The 19,374-nt window shown below is 34.5% G+C and carries 13 protein-coding genes; 8 read left to right on the forward strand and 5 right to left on the reverse strand.

Going from position 1 to position 19,374, the window contains the following annotated elements:
* Positions 1 to 567: a hypothetical protein gene (locus EKM05_RS13120; protein ID WP_126460051.1), complete on the forward strand. Its 567-nt coding sequence runs from the start codon at positions 1 to 3 to the stop codon at positions 565 to 567.
* A 4-nt stretch (positions 568 to 571) separates the two neighbouring features.
* Here EKM05_RS13120 and EKM05_RS13125 read toward each other — a convergent pair whose 3' ends face one another.
* Positions 572 to 1,231, reverse strand: coding sequence for a M15 family metallopeptidase (locus EKM05_RS13125; protein WP_126555967.1), 660 nt, complete (start codon positions 1,229 to 1,231; stop codon positions 572 to 574).
* A 30-nt stretch (positions 1,232 to 1,261) separates the two neighbouring features.
* Between EKM05_RS13125 and EKM05_RS14785 the strand changes: the two genes are divergently transcribed.
* Positions 1,262 to 1,390 (forward strand): hypothetical protein, encoded by a 129-nt coding sequence (locus EKM05_RS14785; RefSeq protein WP_255416492.1) that lies wholly within the window; start codon positions 1,262 to 1,264, stop codon positions 1,388 to 1,390.
* A gap of 97 nt (positions 1,391 to 1,487) precedes the next feature.
* Here the strand turns inward: EKM05_RS14785 and EKM05_RS13130 are convergent, their stop codons facing one another.
* The 4 genes from EKM05_RS13130 to EKM05_RS13145 all read right to left on the reverse strand — a co-directional run bounded on the left by EKM05_RS13130 (position 1,488) and on the right by EKM05_RS13145 (position 9,450).
* Positions 1,488 to 3,407 carry an amino acid permease gene (locus tag EKM05_RS13130; protein ID WP_126460057.1) on the reverse strand — a complete coding sequence of 640 codons (1,920 nt, stop codon included), beginning with the start codon at positions 3,405 to 3,407 and terminating at the stop codon, positions 1,488 to 1,490.
* Between the two features lie 236 nt (positions 3,408 to 3,643).
* Positions 3,644 to 6,559 (reverse strand): FAD-binding and (Fe-S)-binding domain-containing protein, encoded by a 2,916-nt coding sequence (locus EKM05_RS13135; protein WP_126555970.1) that lies wholly within the window; start codon positions 6,557 to 6,559, stop codon positions 3,644 to 3,646.
* Positions 6,560 to 6,656: 97 nt separating this feature from the next.
* Positions 6,657 to 8,585: a glucosamine-6-phosphate deaminase gene (nagB, locus tag EKM05_RS13140; RefSeq protein ID WP_126555973.1), complete on the reverse strand. Its 1,929-nt coding sequence runs from the start codon at positions 8,583 to 8,585 to the stop codon at positions 6,657 to 6,659.
* Between the two features lie 115 nt (positions 8,586 to 8,700).
* Positions 8,701 to 9,450 carry a DeoR/GlpR family DNA-binding transcription regulator gene (locus EKM05_RS13145; RefSeq protein WP_126555976.1) on the reverse strand — a complete coding sequence of 250 codons (750 nt, stop codon included), beginning with the start codon at positions 9,448 to 9,450 and terminating at the stop codon, positions 8,701 to 8,703.
* Positions 9,451 to 9,695: 245 nt separating this feature from the next.
* On the opposite strand from EKM05_RS13145, the gene EKM05_RS13150 reads away from it, so the two are divergent.
* The 6 genes from EKM05_RS13150 (at position 9,696) to EKM05_RS13175 (ending at position 19,254) form a co-directional block, all read left to right on the forward strand.
* Entirely contained in the window at positions 9,696 to 12,791 is a 3,096-nt protein-coding gene (locus EKM05_RS13150) for a SusC/RagA family TonB-linked outer membrane protein (protein WP_126555979.1), read from the forward strand.
* An 11-nt stretch (positions 12,792 to 12,802) separates the two neighbouring features.
* Positions 12,803 to 14,098: a RagB/SusD family nutrient uptake outer membrane protein gene (locus EKM05_RS13155; RefSeq protein WP_126555981.1), complete on the forward strand. Its 1,296-nt coding sequence runs from the start codon at positions 12,803 to 12,805 to the stop codon at positions 14,096 to 14,098.
* A 175-nt stretch (positions 14,099 to 14,273) separates the two neighbouring features.
* A complete protein-coding gene (murQ, locus tag EKM05_RS13160) occupies positions 14,274 to 15,101 on the forward strand; it encodes an N-acetylmuramic acid 6-phosphate etherase (RefSeq protein ID WP_126555983.1) in 828 nt (275 codons plus the stop codon).
* Positions 15,102 to 15,142: 41 nt separating this feature from the next.
* Positions 15,143 to 16,651: a sodium:solute symporter gene (locus tag EKM05_RS13165; protein ID WP_126555986.1), complete on the forward strand. Its 1,509-nt coding sequence runs from the start codon at positions 15,143 to 15,145 to the stop codon at positions 16,649 to 16,651.
* Positions 16,652 to 16,701: 50 nt separating this feature from the next.
* Complete coding sequence (locus EKM05_RS13170; protein WP_126555989.1) at positions 16,702 to 17,910, forward strand: anhydro-N-acetylmuramic acid kinase; 1,209 nt, start codon at positions 16,702 to 16,704, stop codon at positions 17,908 to 17,910.
* Between the two features lie 51 nt (positions 17,911 to 17,961).
* Positions 17,962 to 19,254: an acyltransferase family protein gene (locus tag EKM05_RS13175; protein WP_126555992.1), complete on the forward strand. Its 1,293-nt coding sequence runs from the start codon at positions 17,962 to 17,964 to the stop codon at positions 19,252 to 19,254.
* Positions 19,255 to 19,374: the final 120 nt, after the last annotated feature.

Genomic DNA, 19,374 nt, shown 5'->3' on the forward strand with positions numbered 1-19,374 from the left:
ATGAAATTCATAATTACATTAACTTTCTTTTTCTTCAGTTTGAGTCTTTTTGCACAAAAACCATGTGATTACAGTGAAAACGTTACTGATTCAATAGGAACCTATAAATCAACTAAAGAATATATGATTAGTGAAAAAAAATTTGCCGGAAACTCCAGCTATATTTTCTATTCACTGGCTTTAACGGATGGATTACCAACCTTAAACATACAATTTATCCAAAAAAGCAAGGGATTTATAAAAGCGAATTGTTTTGATAAAAATTCAAAATTGTTTTTACAACTCAACAACGGAAAAATAATTACGTTAATACACACTGATCAAGAAGATTGTGGCACTTTGATTCGTGATGACAATGGATACGATAACCGGATCAATTCTGCAGCATTTATGTTTATGAAGGATAGTTTTGAAGAATTAAAAAGTTCTCCAGTTTCTATGATGCGCATCAAATATTTAACTGATACAGAGGATTTTATTATAAAAAAGGAATTTAAATCGGAATTAAACAACGAAATTTACTATCCGGAAACCTACTTTATAAATACGATAAAGTGTATCGAATAATAGTTTATTTACATTCCCATTTAGTATTAGAAATAGTGTCATTCAACCCTGATTTTACATTATAATGCCACCATTCCGAATCAAATGAATTAAAACCACTACTAATCATTGTTGTTTTCAGCAGGTTTCTATTTGCCTTTACTGTGTGCGAAACAGTAGGATAATCATGACTCGCTTCGACTCCAAAAAAATCAAAACCAGTACCCATATCTAATTCTTTTCCACTGCTGTTCACTAAAGTAAGGTCTACAGCTCCCCCTCTATTATGAATTGATCCCTTCGAGGGATTAGCCACGTACTTAGGATTAGGTACAATTTCCCACATTTTTTTCTGAATATCTAAAGGGCGATAGCAATCAAAAATTTTAATCTTATAGCCCTTTTCCATGAACTTCTCATTGGCTTCAACAAGTGCACGAATGGTTTTTAACCGCAAAAAACATTCTGCGCAATCATATACTTTTGCGTTCAGGAAATTGTCTGTTGTGGCGTATTTCATATCATACAGAAAATCTTGACTGTATTCTTTCAAATTTACAAATAGCGTATCATTGCTAATTGGATTCTTTTTTTCATCCGTTTTAGAAATCAAATTTTGGGATTGACAACTAACAATACAAAAAAGAAAACTAACGAATAGAAGTGGTTTGACTATAAAAATCATGTGTTTATTTTTTATAAAAATAAGTAAAAAATGGCGGTATCAATTATTACCTATGAATTAATCCGTTCAGTAGTCGTTTCAATTTTGATAAAACAATTGGATTTCCTGCAATTTCATTATATAAAGGAAGAAAATATGATGAGCTATAAAAACAAATAAGTCCTCTAAATTGATTTTAGAGGACTTAGTATGTCTTTCCTAATATTGATTTAAATGCATAGTAAAACCCTGACTGTTTTAGAATTTTTTCCTATTCTTAATTTAATTTGCTGTTTTTTCGGCTAAAGCCAAAATAAATAACCAATCCAATCAATAGCCATATTCCAAAATAAATCCAGTTCCAAACACTCAATTCAGCCATCATGTACAAACAACAAATCAATCCCAATAGCGGTATCAAAGACAAATTTGATTTAAAAGACCAAACGGATAATCCAGCTAAAACAATCAAGAAAATCCACATTGGAATTTTGTGTTTAAATAAACTAAAACCGCTTTCATATTTCACTGCATCAGCAATTGGCAAACCCGCTATAACAGCAGCATATTTTGCATCATCTTGTTGGTATTGGCGCAATAAATGCTCTAAATCCGGCGTTTCATCAGTGCTGTTTTCAGCATCAATAGTGACTAAATAATTGTATACTTTTTGGGTTTCTTCTTTGTTTAACGAGGTGATGATAGCGGATGAACTGTTGATTTGAGTTTTATTGGTAATAAAATCCATTGTTCCTTTTTTATTGTAACCAAAAGCAAACACCAATCCCATAATAATCAAAACTGGCAATATGAATTTTGAATTTACATAAGGAGTTTTAAATTTTCCACGAGGTATATCGGTTCTGTTTTGTAACACTAAAACTCCGGCACAAACCAATACAAAAGCGAATAACGTTCCAATACTGCACAAATCCGTAACCAATGTTAAATTCAAAAATAAAGCGGGAACTGCTACTACAAACCCGGTAACAATTGTCGCATACGATGGTGTTTTGTATTTTGGATGTACTTTTGAGAAACGTTTTGGCAACAAACCATCACGACTCATACTCATCCAGATACGCGGTTGTCCCATTTGAAAAACCAATAAAACACTTGCCATAGCCACAACCGCACTGACGGCAATGATTCCGGACATCCATTTTAGGTCTAATTTTTCAAATACAAAAGCCAAGGGATCACCTACATTCAACTGGTCATAACGCACCATTCCGGTAAGTACCAGAGCAATGGCAATATATAAAACGGTACATATTATTATGGCCCACATCATTCCTTTAGGCAAATCACGTTGTGGATCTTTGCATTCCTCAGCCGTTGTCGAGATGGCATCAAACCCAATGTAAGCAAAAAACACTGCTGAAACTCCTTTTAAAACTCCTGTAACACCATTAGGCGCAAAAGGGTCCCAATTTGCAGTATCCACATAGAAAACACCAACCGCTATGACTAAAAGAACAATACATAATTTGACAACCACCATGATATTACTCGCATTTCGAGATTCTTTCATTCCGCGGTAAATCAATGCCGTAATCAAAACAATAATCAGTAGTGCAGGAAGATCTGCCACAAAATGAAACGATCCAATAACCGGCGAAGTCGTCCAGGCTGTATAAGCATCCTGTAAAGCAGGACTTAAGTTTGCAAATTCTTTGCCACCTTGCATTAGCGCAATGGCATCGTCAAAACCTCTGGAAGCGGACAAAAAATCCATTTGAACCCATTGTGGTAAGTGAAGCCCGCCACTTTCAAGTAAACCCGTAAAATAGTCACTCCACGATATGGCGACCGTTATATTCCCCACAGAATATTCCATTATCAGCGCCCAACCAATAATCCAGGCTATTATTTCTCCAAAAGCCACATACGAATACGTATAAGCACTTCCGGAAACGGGAACCATCGATGCAAATTCAGCATACGCAAAAGCAGCAAAACTACAGGCTATAGCAGTAAACAAGAACAAAAAGATAACTGCAGGCCCTCCATCAGAACTAGCTTTACCAATCGTACTGAAAATTCCGGCTCCTACAATTGCGGCGATACCAAAAGCTGTTAAATCACGCGCCGTTAAATGTTTTCCTAATGCATTATGGCCATCGGCATCTCTTTTTTCAACCTGTTTTAAAATATCTTGTACTGTTTTTTTTCTAAATAAACTTGAAGATGCCATAAACTAAACTTTATCATTAAAAATTAATAAACTGTAAATTGTATGCTATAATTATGAAAATAGTTCAAATTATCTTCAAAATTCAAAAGTATAAAACAATTTTAATTAATGGAGTTTCTCTAACTATTTTTTTATTTATTTTTTATAAAAGTTAAATCAATTTTTTTTTATAGTAAATAAGTCAAATTTTGCTATTCATCTAATTAAAAAATAATTTTAAAAAACAGCTGCAATTATTATTTCAACCAGCTTTTTAGAATCGTGACCGGATGCAAGGCTTTTCTACTGGTACCATCAAAAATCTGATGGCGGCAACTAGTTCCTGCTGCTGCGATGGCCACTGTTGCATCAGTAGCTCTTATTTTTGGGAACAAGGTGTCTTCTCCCATTTGCATGCTGATTTCATAATGTTCTTTTTCATAACCAAAAGAGCCAGCCATACCACAACATCCCGAATTATAAATCGTAACTGAACTATTTTTAGGGACATTCAACATTACAAAAGTTGCTTCCATAGTACTCAATGACTTCTGGTGACAATGTCCGTGAATTTTTATTGTTTTTGCAACATCAGAAAATTGATCGGGATTAATTTTGCCTTTTGTAATCTCATTTTTAAAAAACTCTTCAATCGTAAATACATGTTGTGCTAATTTTTCAGCACCTTCCTTATCGTCAGCCAATCGAATGTATTCATCTCTAAAGGTTAATATTGCTGAAGGTTCTATTCCTATCAACGGAAAATCAGTAGTAACATAATCCGAAAAAACAGCTACGTTTATGTTTGCGATTGCTTTGGCTTCTTCCAGAAAACCTTTAGAGATAAAAGCCCTTCCGCTTTCCTCATGATCCACCATAATTACTTCATATCCTAATGCTGTCAATAACTCGTACGCATCAATGCCTACTGAAACATCATAAAAATTAGTAAATTCATCACAAAACAAACATACTTTTCCGTTTACAAAAGAATCACTTGGTGCTTGATTCCAATTTTTCTCATACCATTTTCTAAAGGTTTGCTGAGCCAGAGGAGGTACTTCTCTTTTTGAGGCAATTCCCATGGTTTTTTTTACCAAAGGCAAGTTCAGCATGAAATTCGTAAACTTTGGAGTGATACTCCCCAGTCCATTCAATTTCGCATTAAAAGCAAATACTTTATTGCGCCATGAAAATCCATTCGCTTTTTGATAGTGGTACAGAAACTCTGATTTCATTGCTGCCACATCCACATTACTGGGACATTCACTGGCACAAGCCTTGCAGCTCACACACAACTCAAATACCTTATATAATTCTTCATGATCGAACTTATTGTCTTTTTCTGAATGCGTCAAATATTCCCGCAGCGCATTGGCTCTGGCGCGCGTCGTATCTTTTTCATTCCGCGTGGCGCGATAGCTAGGACACAAGGTTCCTCCAGCCGAAGGTAATTTTCTGCAATCACCAGAACCATTACATTTTTCCGCAGCACGCAAAATCCCCATACTATCAGAGAAATCCTGAATAGTTTGTATTTCCGGTTCTACTCTCCCCGCTTCCATCCGAAGATTTTCGTCCATTTTGAAAGCGTTTACAATTTTTCCCACATTCAAAATGGTGTTGGGGTCAAAAGCATGTTTGATTCTTTTCAATAATTCATAATTCTGTTCTCCAATCATAAAAGGTAAAAACTCTCCACGAACAATACCATCCCCATGTTCCCCGCTCAAGGAACCTCTATATTTTTTGACTAAAACAGCCACTTCGGTTGCGATGTTTCTAAATTGGTGAATCCCTTCTTTTGTTTTCAAATTCAAAACCGGACGCAAATGCAATTCTCCTGCACCGGCATGCGCATAATAAATAGCACTTTGACCATGACGCTCCATCATTGCTGAGAATTCAGCAATATAATTAGGTAAGTCACTCAATTCAACAGCGGTATCTTCAATAGAATCTGCCGCTTTATTGTCGCCAACAATACTGCCTAAAAGTCCAAGACCTGCTTTTCTCAGCTCATTTACTTTATCTATATCTGCTCCGTAAATTTTTGGCAAAGCATACCCAAAATTATTTCGTTCTAAATCGGAAATCAAAGCATTGGCCTGTAATTCAGCATCTTCAATACTGTGATACGAGGCTACTTCAAGCATGATAACCGCTTTTGGTTCTCCTTGAATGAAAAATCTATTTTTAGCCTGTTCCCGGTTGGTTTTGGTACAATCTAATATTGTGTCATCCATCATTTCACAAGTGTACAAATGGTGTTTCATTGCGGTAACCACAGCTTCTAAACTTTCCTGAATAGAATGAAAATGGGCCACTACCATCACATTATTTGTTGGCGGTAGCGGATCTACTTTTAGCGTAATTTCAGTGGTAAATGCTAAAGTTCCTTCGCTTCCACAAAGGAGTTTTCCTAGATTTATAGTACTTTCGGTTCCTCCAAAAAGTTCCGATTTCAATACTAAATCAACTGCATATCCGGTGTTTCTTCTGTGAATTTCAGGTTTCGGAAATTCTTTTGTAATCTCTTTTTGGTTTTCTGTGTTCGAAAGTTCCTCATAAATAGTCTTGTAAATAGAACTTTCAAGCGTTTTCCCTTTTGTTTTTTCAATGAATTCAGCAGAAGTCATTTCTTTAAATACTGCCGAACTTCCATCACTCAAAACTGCTTTAATTTCCACAATTTTATCTCGGGTAACTCCGTACCGAATTGATGTAGTTCCAGATGAATTATTGCCTACCATTCCGCCTATCATACAACGATTGGAAGTCGAAGTATTGGGACCAAAAAACAATCCGTGCGGTTTTAAATATAAATTCAGTTCATCCCGAATTACTCCTGGTTGCACGGTAACGGTTTTTTTAATAGAATCAAAAGCAACAATCTTTGTAAAATGTTTCGAAACATCCACGATTATTCCACTACCTACAGTTTGACCTGCCAATGAAGTTCCGGCAGTTCTAGGCGTAATTGAAATTTTATTTTTTGCTGCAAAGCGAATAATTTTTACAATATCTTCCTCTGTTTTTGGAATCGCTACAGCAAGCGGCAGGATCCTGTAGGCCGAAGCGTCAGTGGCATACAATGTTTTATGAAGGTCATCATATAAAAGAATGCCTTCTAATGATTGAGATAGTTCTTGTAACGGAGGCGTAATTGACATATTGTGAAGTGAATTGCTGTTATTTTCACAAATATAAATATATAGTGATTTATAATTTTAAGAATAAAAGCTAAAGTTTGTGATTTCTTTCTTTCTTTCAGTAATTAAAACGTTTGAAAGCTTCAATAGCTTCATATTCTGCGAGACCTAGATCGTCATATAATTTAGCTGTATTCTTATTACGATCTTCGGCTCTTACCCAGAATTCTCTGGAATCATTTCCTTGGAACATCACCCTATCCTTTTGAGATTGGTGGTATAAAATGGCATGTCTTTTTAGTAAAACTTCATCCGGGCTCAAGGGTACAGCCATGTCAATTTCATGAATATCCCATTCATGCCAAGCGCCTCTGTACAACCATAACCAACAATCATTCATAAAAGGTTTTGATTTCAGTTGTTTCATGGCTTCAAATATCGCATTCAAACATACTTCGTGCGTACCATGCGGATCTGCCAAATCTCCCGCTGCAAAAACCTGATGTGGTTTTATTTTTGCAATGATGTCCTTTACGATTTCAACATCTGCAGTTCCTAATGGGTTTTTCTTAATTTGTCCGGTTTCATAAAAAGGAAGATCTAAAAAGTGTGCATTTTCATCTTTTAAACCAATATATCTAATGGCGGCATACGATTCTCGGCGTCTAATAAGTCCTTTCAGTTTTCGAACTTCTAAAGAGTCAATTTGATTTTCGGTTTTATTATTTAAAAAGTCAATAATGGCAGTAAAATTAATCTTAGTGGCGTCATCTCCTACAAAATCATTAGAAACTTCGGCAAATTTTAAGGCTTCATCATCTGTAACTGCAATATTTCCTGAGGTTTGGTAAACAACATGAACATCATGTCCTTGTTTAATTAGTTTAGAAAAAGTTCCTCCCATAGAAATCACATCATCATCCGGATGAGGACTAAAAATAATAATCCTTTTCTTGGCAGGATTAGTTCTTTCAGGTCGATACGAATCATCTGTATCAGGTTTCCCTCCGGGCCATCCTGTAATAGTATGTTGCAAAACATTAAACATATTTATATTCAAATCGTAAGCTGAACATTCCTCTTGCGCTAATAGATCCGACATACCGTTATTATTGTAATCCCTATCAGTCAGTTTTAAGATAGATTGACTGGTATGTTGGCACAGCCAAACTATGGCTTTACTTTTTAATTCAGGGGTCCAAACACAGGCGTCAACTAACCAGGGCGTTTTAAATCGGGTTAATTCCGAAGCGGCAGATTGGTCTAAAACAAATGTGGTATTGGTGTGATTTTGCAAAAAGGTAGCAGGAACTTCAGAGCTAATATCACCTTGAATAGTTCTTTTAATAATATCGGCTTTATTTTGGCCCCAAGCCATTAACACAATCCTTTTTGATCTTAGAATCGTTGAAACTCCCATAGTTATTGCTCGCTTAGGAACATTTTCAATCCCATTAAAATCAGAGGAAGCATCGACTCTTGTAATATGATCTAAAGTGATAATTCGGGTACCGGAATTAATGTGAGACCCAGGTTCATTGAATCCAACGTGTCCGGTTCTCCCAATTCCTAAAAGTTGAAAATCGATTCCACCCGCTTCTTTAATTTTCAGCTCGTAATCAACACAATGTTGATTTAAATCGGCAATAGCTATATTTCCGTTAGGAATGTTAATGTTTTCAGGATTAATATCTATATGATCAAATAGATGCTGCTGCATGAAATAATGATAACTTTGACTGTTCCCTTTGGCCATTGGATAATACTCATCCAAATTAAAGCTAATAACATTACTGAAACTCAAGCCTTCTTCTTTGTGGAGACGCACGAGCTCATCATAGACTTTTGTCGGGCTGGAACCTGTTGCTAAACCCAGAACACACGGTAAGTTTTGAGATTGTTTTAGTTTAATCAATTCTGCTATTTCACGGGCAACAATTATTGAAGCTTCCAAAGCATTTTTAAAAACCTTATTGTGAATTTTTTCAAATCGAGTAGTTTCATATTTGCCTGGCTTAACGTAAGATAAAAGTTGAATTGCACTCATAATTATTTCGGAATTTAAGAATATTAATAAGACAAATATAAAAAAACATCCTAAATAAATGCAACTTTATGCGTTAATTTAGGATAAATTATTAAATAACGCATAATAATGCAATTTACAATACCTGAACACCGGCTTTAATATACTCTTCTAATATAGGATTTTTGGGATTTAGATCAGTTATTAAAGTATTTAGTTGGTTAAGTTCGCTAACAACGTAAGGCATTTTAGTATTTAGTTTTTCAGAAGAAACCATAGTAACTACCTTATCTGAAGCTTTCATCATTGCTTTTTTCACAATAGACACTTCGTAACCCATTTCTGTAAGACCCAAACGAACATTTATACTACTGGCCCCCATAAAACAAATATCTGCTTTTAATTTAGACAATACATGCACCACATCCAATCCAATCGTAACCATTGCATTTTTTTGCATTTTTCCTCCAATAAAAATCAACTCAACATTAGAATGTTGTGAGAGCTGCATGGCTATTGGCAAACTATAAGTATAAATAGTTGCTTTCAGATCAGATGGAATTAATTTAGCAAAAGCAAGGTTTGTAGTTCCCCCACTCATAATAATGACCTGTCCATCAGTAATTAGAGAAAGGGCTTTATTTCCTATAATATCTTTCTTATCTCGATTCACAATCGTGATATCAAAAATATTAGCAGGCTTATCAATAACAGGAAATGCTCCCCCATATACTTTTTCAAGAAGACCTTTTTTATTCAATTCTATTAAATCTCTTCGTATTGTATCTTCCGAAATATTCAATTCCAAGGCTAAATTAATAGTACTAACTTTTTGATTTTCATGAAGTTTACCCATTATGTATTTATGTCTTTCTACTTTTAGCATTTCAATTAATTAAAAATAATGCCAAAGATATAAATATTTGAACTAGAATAAATACATGTTGCTTTATATTATTTATGAGATGCATTATTTAAGTAATATAAATGATAAAAATTATTCGAAATCAAATTTAAATTGCATTATTATGCGTTATTAACAAATAAATTGAAAAATATATTAATAATGTCGCATTTATATGCAATTAATGGATATATTTGTTTTCTAACCCTAAAATAACCCCTACAATTATGAAAAAATTATTCCTAATTTTATTATTGTTTTTGTTAACCCTAGGTGCTTTTGCACAAACAAAAACAATTACTGGAACTGTCAAAAACAAAGCGGATGGCATACCTATTCCTGGGATTACTATCACCTTAGATGGAACTTTTAAAGGTAGCGTTTCGGATCTTGATGGAAAATACAGTATTTCTGCTTCCACAGGAGATGTCCTTACATTTAGCTATTTAGGATTCGCTACTTCTAAAGTAAAAGTTACTGCAAACAGCAGTACAATTAATGTTGGGATGTCTGAAGAGCTAAATACATTAAATGAAGTGGTTGTAATGGGATCAACCATTCGAACTACAAGGAAAGAAATGGGTAATGCTGTAACAAGTATTAAATCGTCAGATTTGGTTAAAACACAACCTAACGGACTTGCATCTGCCTTGCAAGGCAAAATTGCAGGAGCACAGATCACGCAAAATTCAGGTGATCCCTCAGGAGGGTTTTCAATTAAATTAAGGGGTACTTCTTCTATTTTGGGAGGGTCTGATCCGCTTTATGTTATCGATGGTGTGGTTATCAGTAACAGTAGTGCTAATATTTCAAATCCTGAGATTGGTGGTAATACAAACTTAGTAATAGGACAAAACCGAACTTCCGATATCAATCCAAACGATATTGAAAGTGTAGAAGTCCTAAACGGTGGCGCCGCAGCAGCTATTTATGGATCTCGTGCAGCAAATGGTGTTGTAATTATTTCTACTAAAAAAGGAAAAGCTGGTAAAGATTCGTACACTTTTTCAACAAGTTTGGTTGTCAATTCTTTACGCAAAAAATTAGATGTCAATCTTGTAAATAAACAATTTGAAATACCTGCAGCTAGTGGAGCATTATTTCCAATTACTGGATTTCCTGCTAGTTCAGCCACTACTGTCCCTGTAAGTCGAGGTTTAAATCAAGCTGGCGTTCCTCAAGGGCTTACAAATATGGACACTCGTTTAAAGAATGTAACTCGTTATGATTTTCAGGATGATATTTTCACCACTGGTATTGGTACTGACACGTACTTCTCAGTCGCAGGCGGTAATACTAACACTAAGTATTTTGCATCGGTTGGTTATCTAGAAAATGGTGGTATTGTAAAAAACACCGATTTCAAAAGACTAGGTCTAAATCTTAAAGTTCAAAATAAAATCAACGAAAAGCTTTCTGCTTCTTTTGGAGTAAATTATGTTACCTCGCGCTCTGAAGACAAGCCTGATGGGAATGTTTTTTACAGTCCGATGAATTCTTCGACGATCAACAATAATATTTATGATATATCTACACGCGATGGTAATGGTAATTTATTAGCAGTTGATCCAGGTCGTGTTAATCCACTCTCTGTTATTGAAACTTTCAAATTTGGACAGCAAACCGATCGTGTGATCGCAAATGTACTATTGAATTACAAGCCTTTTAAAAATTTCAATGCTGACTTTATTGTTGGTTTAGACAATTTTAACCAAAAAGGATTTGGCTTTATTCCTAGATTTCCTTATGCACCAGTTAATGTAGGCACTTATAACGATGGATTTGTGTCAGAAACCGATAATAAAGTTTATCAATTAAACAATGATTTAAATCTTAGGTACGTTTGGAATATATCAAAATATTTTACGGCAACAACTTATGCAGGATACAATGTGCAATATTATAGAGACAAACTTTTTTCTGTTCAAGGACGAGATTTAAAACCATTTATTGAAAATATAAATGCTGCCAATACTATAATAGGTGGTTCCGCTTCTTCTGCAGAAACAAATTATAACCTGTGGGGCGTTTATCTTCAAGAAACTTTTGGCTATAAAAATAAATTATTTGTAACCGCTGCAATTCGACAGGACGCATCCACAATTTTCTCAGCCGATGTAAGAAGACAAATTTATCCAAAAGTGAGCGGAAGTTATGTGCTTTCCAGCGAGGAGTTTATGAAAGACAGTAAAGTGAGCACTGCAAGACTGCGAGCTTCATGGGGAGAATCAGGAAACTTAACGGCGATCGGGGCTTATTCAAGATTTACTAACTATTCTACAGGTAACCTCTTTGGACAAACCTCTTTTACACTTGCGGGGAACAGCCGCGGAAATTTAGGATTAATACCAGAACGCAATGTATCTTATGAAGTAGGAGCTGATTTTGGATTCTTTAATGATAGATTAACACTTTCTGGAACTTATTATAAAGCTGACATTAAAGATTTACTATTGCGTGTACAAGCAGCACCGTCAACTGGCGCAACTTCTTCTATTGAAAATTTAGGTGAAATGACTAATAAAGGGTTAGAATTTACAGTGAAAGGTATAGTTGTTAAAAGTGAAGATTTTAACGTTGAGATTTATGGTAACATGAGCCGAAACAGAAATGAAGTTACTAAATTAAACCAACCGTTCTTTTTATTAGATTCAAATCCTGCGGGTGCTCCGATTGCGGTTCAGCTGAATCGCCCTGTTGGTACTTATTTTGGAAGTTACTATGCACGTAATCCTGATGGCAGCTTGTTACTTATGCCCGATGGATTGCCGCAAACAGAACGCGGAAACACAGCAACTGGAGTAATTCAAAGAAATGCAAATGGACAACCGTTTGGTGATGTTTTAAATAAAGAGATTGGCGATCCAAATCCAGATTTCATCTATGCTTTTGGCACCAATGTTAACTATAAAAAATGGGGTCTTTCTGTTTTATTGGACGGTGTGAGCGGCGGAGATATATGGGATGCTGATTATAGAACACGTCAAGGTACTGGTGCTGGACAATTAGTTGCTCAAGAGTTAAGAGGAGAGTTACCACGTGGTTATGTTTATTCTATTTATAACATTCAAGAATTTCGAATTGTTGATGGTAGCTATCTTAAACTAAGAGAAGTTTCAATAAATTACTCTTTTGGTAAATTGAACAACTTCTTTGAGGACTTTACAATAAATCTTAGTGGTCGTAACCTTTATTCATGGGATAAGTTTACAAGCTATGATCCTGAGGTAAATTCTGGTGGACAATCAGCTGTGGCAAGATATAATTTTGGAACAATTCCAATTCCTCGTACTGTTGCACTAGCGCTTAAATTTAAATTTTAATACAAAGAAAAATGAAAAAATTTATTATTTTATCAGCTCTTATGAGCTTGTTTCTAACCTCTTGCGATGAAGAATTTTTAGATCCAACGCGCGCTTCAGAAGAAGATGTGTTTTCTTCACGCGATGGTTTAGTTGGCGTTGCCAATGGGCTACAATCACGATTTAGTGTTGGACGCCAGAGTCCGTTTGGGTATGCTATCATAACTGCAAATGGATTTACGACAAATGAGCTTGGTGCTCCACAAGGCGGAAATGCAGATGAAGTTGCATTATTTGCTGGTTCTGGAGAGGTTTTACCAGTTAACGGAGTGGTAAGCACTATCTGGGCGCAAAGCTTAATTCTGAACTCGGAAGCTCAAAAGGTGATCAATAATATTGATCGCATTAGCTTACCAGTTGAAAAAGCCAGCGTACTAGTACATGCGTCAATTTTCAAAGCTTTAGCTTTGGGAAATTTAATTCAATTTTTTGAAAGAGTGCCAATCTCAACTGAAAAAAATGCCGTTTTTAATTCACGTGCCGAAGTACTTGCAGTAGTAATTAAAACCCTGGAAGATACCAAGACTTCGTTGCCTAGTGCAACTGGTTTTTCTGGTTTGGTGGGTAATTTAAATTATACCAACACGGTTAATGCTCTTTTGGCTAGGTTTTATCTGATGTCCGGAAGTGCAAATGATTTAGATAAAGCACTAGAACATGCAACATTAGTTAATTTATCTGTCCGTTCTAACTTTCCTTTCGATGCTGTAAATCAAAATTCAATTGCAGCAACTGCATTTTTAGTTGCGAATAATTATCAGCCAATAGGACGTACTTTAGGTTTACCTGCAGCATTACAACCAGTCACAGCTGATGGGCGTATTAATTTTTACATCAATCCAATTTCTACACCTTCAGCAGTTAAAGGAGCTGGATTTTGGAGTGGTGTAGGTTCTTCAGTCCCTGTTTATTTACCAGGTGAAATGATTTTGATCAGAGCAGAAGTATTGGCACGAAAAAATCAGTTGCCGCAAGCTATTATAGAAATTAATCGAATATTACAAAAAACGGCAGCGTCTGATGCGTGGGGTGTTGGCGCAAATTTGCCCGCCTATTCTGGAGCAGCTGACCAAGCAAGTGTGCTAACAGAAATATATAGAAACCGTTGTATTGAGTTGTTTATGTCTGGTTTGAAACTTGAAGATACACGTCGATTTAATCGTCCAGCTAGTGGAACTGTAGGAGCAGAAAGAAACCGTAATTGGTATCCTTACCCAGATTCAGAAAGATTTAACAATACAAATACTCCTGCTGATCCAGCTAATTAAAACTTAAACAGAATCGAGGCGATTAATCTATTTTTTATTTCGCCTCGTTTTTTCAAACTAGTAAAATCCACTTTTATAGTTCTATTGTTATATACAAAAGGTTTGCAATGACTGCATAAAAATAGTTTATGGGTTTCTTTGCGCACTTTTTTATCCAAATTAATTTACACAAAAAATGAAAAAGAATAATACTGATACAGAACAAGAATCCCTTTATTCAAATTTAGACAAAATGAGTACTCAGGAACTACTTCTAAATATCAATAAAGAAGATATGAAAGTAGCTGCTATAATTGAAAAACAAATTCCAAATATTGAAAAACTGGTAGACAGTATCGTATCTAAAATGAAACTGGGAGGCCGTTTATTTTATATTGGAGCCGGCACTTCTGGAAGAATTGGAATTCTTGATGCTTCAGAATGTCCCCCTACTTTTGGAGTTCCCGATAATTGGATTATTGGTATCATAGCCGGAGGTGATTCCGCCATTAGGAAAGCCGTAGAAAATGCTGAAGATGATGTTCATCAAGCTTGGAGAGATTTATCGGCATATGCCATTTCAGGTTTAGATGTGGTTATAGGAATTGCTGCTTCAGGAAATACACCCTATGTCATCGGTGGTTTAAACAAAGCCCGTGAAAATAATATTATCACTGGAAGCATTTCTTGCAATAGTGAAAGTCTGATTTCAAAAGAAGCTGATTATCCTATTGAATTAATTGTAGGACCAGAATTCCTCACTGGAAGTACAAGGATGAAAGCAGGTACCTCGCAAAAATTAGTGCTAAACATGATCTCTACCTCAGTTATGATTAAACTAGGACGAATTTATGGGAATAAAATGATCGATATGCAATTATCCAATAATAAATTGGTACAAAGAGGAATAGAAATGATTGTTGAAGAACTCCAAATAGATGAAAATTCAGCTTCTAAATTGTTAGAAAAACATAAAAGCGTAAGAGCAGTATTACTCAATCAAAATAAAAATCTTGATATTTAACGCTCCGTTATTCAATAATACAAACTCCTAAAGATTATAAAATGACACCAAATGCAATCCTGATCCTTATAATTGTTTATTTTGGTATATTGTTCTATATATCACATATAGTCAGCAAGAAAGATGATAGTAATGAAGCATTTTTTAAAGCTAATAAAAATTCAAAATGGTATTTAGTAGCTTTTGGGATGGTAGGTACTGCTCTATCAGGAGTCACATTTATTTCAGTTCCAGGAGAAGTTGGTGCTCCAAGCGGAGAACAATTTAAATACTTTCAATTTATACTGGGGAATGCTATAGGATTTATTATTATTACTAAACTGCTATTACCCATATATTATAGGATGAATTTAACATCTATATATGGCTATATAGAAAAGAGAATGGGTTTCTATAGCTACAAGACTGCAGCTACTATTTTTTTAGTTAGTAGAACTATTAGCTCCGCATTTAGACTTTATCTAGTAGTTATAGTACTGCAGCGTTATGTTTTCGATTTCTATAAAATCCCTTTCTTCTTGACAGTACTAATATCATTGCTTTTAATATTTTCTTACACCTACAGAGGTGGTCTTAAAACAATAATAATTACTGATACTTTACAAACTTTTTTCCTGGTAACTTCTGTTATTCTGACTATTTATTTCATTTGCGACAGTCTCGATTTAAATGCGATTGGTGCATTCAATGAAGTAAAAAACAGTAACTACTCGAAAGTGTTTTTCTTTGACGATTTTATGACTAGTAAATTTCACTTTGTGAAACAAATTATAGGAGGCATGTTTGTTACGATTGCAATGGTTGGTCTTGACCAAGATTTGATGCAAAAAAATTTAAGTTGTAAAAATATTGGCGAAGCTCAAAAAAATATGTTCACATTTACCGGAATCTTTGTTGTTATCAATATTTTCTTTCTTAGTGTTGGTGCACTTCTCTATATTTATGCAAATAAGAATGGAATCACCGCTCCTCTTGATCTTATTACAAATAAACCCAGAACCGATTTATTATTTCCTGAAATTGCATTAAATCATCTATCAATAATGCCTGCTATTGTATTTTTATTAGGGATTATTGCCGCTACTTTCGCAACAACTGATTCAGCATTGACAGCACTTACGACCTCTTTTTGTGTAGATTTCCTTAATATGGATAAAACGGAAAATCTTAATAAAAAAAACATGGTGAAAACTAGATATTTTGTACACATTAGCTTTTCTGCATTAGTGTTTATTGTAATTCTAATTTTCAACTCTATTAATGACAGTTCTGTGGTCGGAATGATATTCAAGGTTGCTTCCTATACTTATGGGCCTTTGTTGGGGTTATATTCTTTTGGTATATTTAAAAAATCAAAAAAAGTAAATGACAAACTAGTACCTATAATCTGTCTATTATCACCAGCACTGACTTATTTTATTAGCGAAAATTCTAAAACACTACTGTTTGGGTACGTATTTGATAATGAGTTAATCGTACTAAATGGACTACTTACGTTTATAGGACTATACCTAGTAAGTAAAACTTCTAATGAAGAATTACATTTTTAAAATCATCTGCAAAATAAAAATAGTCCTTTAAAATTTAATTATTTGTGAATATGAATGTAAATATAGAATTACTTTATAAAATCGCTCAAAAACCTGCTCGCAAGATAATCGGACTAATGTCAGGTACATCCTTGGACGGCCTAGACGTAGCTTTATGCGAAATTTTAGATTCAGGCCAAAACACACAAGTCAAACTAGTAGAGTTTGATACCGTTGAGTATACACAAGAAATAAAAACAGAAATTCTAAAAGTTTTTGCAAAACAAAATATTGATTTCCACAGTCTGGTTTTATTAAACGAATGGATAGGTATGTTGCATGCTAACATGGTATTAAAATGCTTGGAAAAATGGGGAATTAAAAGTAATGAAGTTGATCTAATTGCCTCGCATGGACAAACAGTATTACACCTACCAAAAATTTTACATCAACAAGAAAAATTTTCAAACGCTACTTTACAAATTGGTGATGGAGATCACATTGCTGTAAAAACAGGTATTATAACGCTTTCTGATTTCAGACAAAAACACCTTGCCGCCGGTGGCGAAGGTGCCCCTTTAGCAGTTTACGGTGATTATTTAATTTTTGGTGAAAAAGGAGAAAATCGTATAATGCTCAACATCGGAGGTATCGCAAATTTTACCTATTTACCAATGGATCTAAATCCGGAAGAAGTTTTTGTAACTGACACAGGAACCGGCAACACTTTAATTGATGCCTTTACCAGATTCTATTTTCCAGATAAAGCCTACGACAAAGATGCTAAAATTGCTTTGCAAGGTATTGTGAATTCCTCACTTTTACAGATTCTTAAATCCAATTCATTCTTCGAAAAACCGTTTCCAAAAACTACAGGGGCAGAACTTTTCAGCATAGAATATGTTAGAAAAGCACAGAAAGAATCCAATACTGAAAACATTTCAATTCCAGATTTATTAGCAACATTAACACGATTCAGTGCAGAAACAATAGCCGAATCCATTCATTACGCTATAAAAAACACAAAATATAACACAGACAGTTTTACAATTTACATGTCTGGAGGAGGAACACACAATCCTTTATTAGTGTCTTGGTTAAAAGAATTACTAGCCTGTAAATTTTTAAAAACAGACATCTTAGGTATTCCAGGTGATGCAAAAGAGGCAATATTGTTTGCTGTTTTAGCAAATGAAACAGTTTCGGGAGGAAACTCTAATTTTGGATCACGTGAAGGTATTCCTGCGGTTTCGATGGGAAAAATTTCCTTTCCTACTTAAAAATAAGAACCTGATAAAAAATCACTTCTCCTTTTTGAAAAAAATAAAAAAATGATAAAAGAACGTATAATTTCACTTGATCTATTGCGAGGCTTTACCATTATGATGATGGTTTTGGTAAATAATCCTGGTAATTGGGGAAATATTTTTGCTCATCTGGAACATGCCAACTGGCATGGTTGCACTCCAACTGATTTAGTTTTCCCTTTCTTTATTTTCATTTTAGGAGCAGCAATCCCTCTTTCGATTCTGTCCAAAGTGTTGAATCAACAAAACTTTTTAAAAATACTAACACGATCCTTGCGAATTATTTCACTTGGACTTTTTTTAGGATTTTATGGTAAAATAGAAATACTTGATTTAGATGGCTATCCCCTGCTAATCTCAAAATTGATTATTACGGGAATTGTAGCCTATGCATTGCTTGGAAATTTCAAACCAAAAATAAAACTGTCCTTAGTTTTGACCTTATTTTTTATTTTTATTTTTCTTGCTTTTAGTGGTATAACCGCATATAGCGATGTCCGTTTGCCTGGAGTTTTACAACGAATTGGTATCGTCTATTTCTTTACTTCACTGGTTTATCTAAAAACGGAAATCAAAGAGCAAATAATTATTGTTCTACTGTTATTAATCGGATATTGGGCCAGCATGACATTAATACCCGTACCTGATTTTGGACCTGCAAATTTAGATAAAGGCACGAATTTAGCGGCTTGGACAGACAATTTATTGTTAAAAAATCATCTCTGGTCGTTTTCTAAAACCTGGGACCCAGAAGGTATTCTTAGTACAATTCCTGCTATTGCAAACGGCATTATAGGTTTGTTAGTTGGACAACTATTTAATAGCAGTTTGACTAAAAAAGAGAAATCCATAAAAATGTTTGGTTCAGGCCTAGCTTTGGTTATTGTAGGTTTAATTTGGAATGAATTTTTTCCGGTAAATAAATCATTGTGGACAAGTTCTTTTGTACTTTATACAGCTGGTTTTGCTACATTATTTTTAGCTATTCTTTATTATATAATCGATATCAAAGGCTACAAAAACTGGACAACACCTGTATTAGTTTGGGGTGTAAACCCAATGATTGTTTTCTTTCTTTCGGGAATCTTGCCGCGGGTCTTATCATCTATAAAAGTTCCTAATCCAGCATATATTATTGGGAATCTTAATGATATTTCAGAAAAAATAGGTCTACAGGATTATTTAAACCGATTTTGTATTGCGCCTTACTTTGAGGAGCCAAAAATAGCCTCTTTAATATGGGCTTTGCTTAATATCCTTTTTTGGTCTATTGTTTTATGGTATTTTAATAAAAAGAAACTTTTTTTTAAAGTGTAATTTAAAATAATCAAAACAACTTAACGCCACGGTATCGTATTTTAAAGATCTGGTCAAGAAATTAGATCAAAAAATAAAGTCAAATTTTATCTCAGATTTATAGAATAAATTTCACTAAAA

Source organism: Flavobacterium sp. GSP27 (assembly GCF_003970395.1).
Classification (GTDB): domain Bacteria; phylum Bacteroidota; class Bacteroidia; order Flavobacteriales; family Flavobacteriaceae; genus Flavobacterium.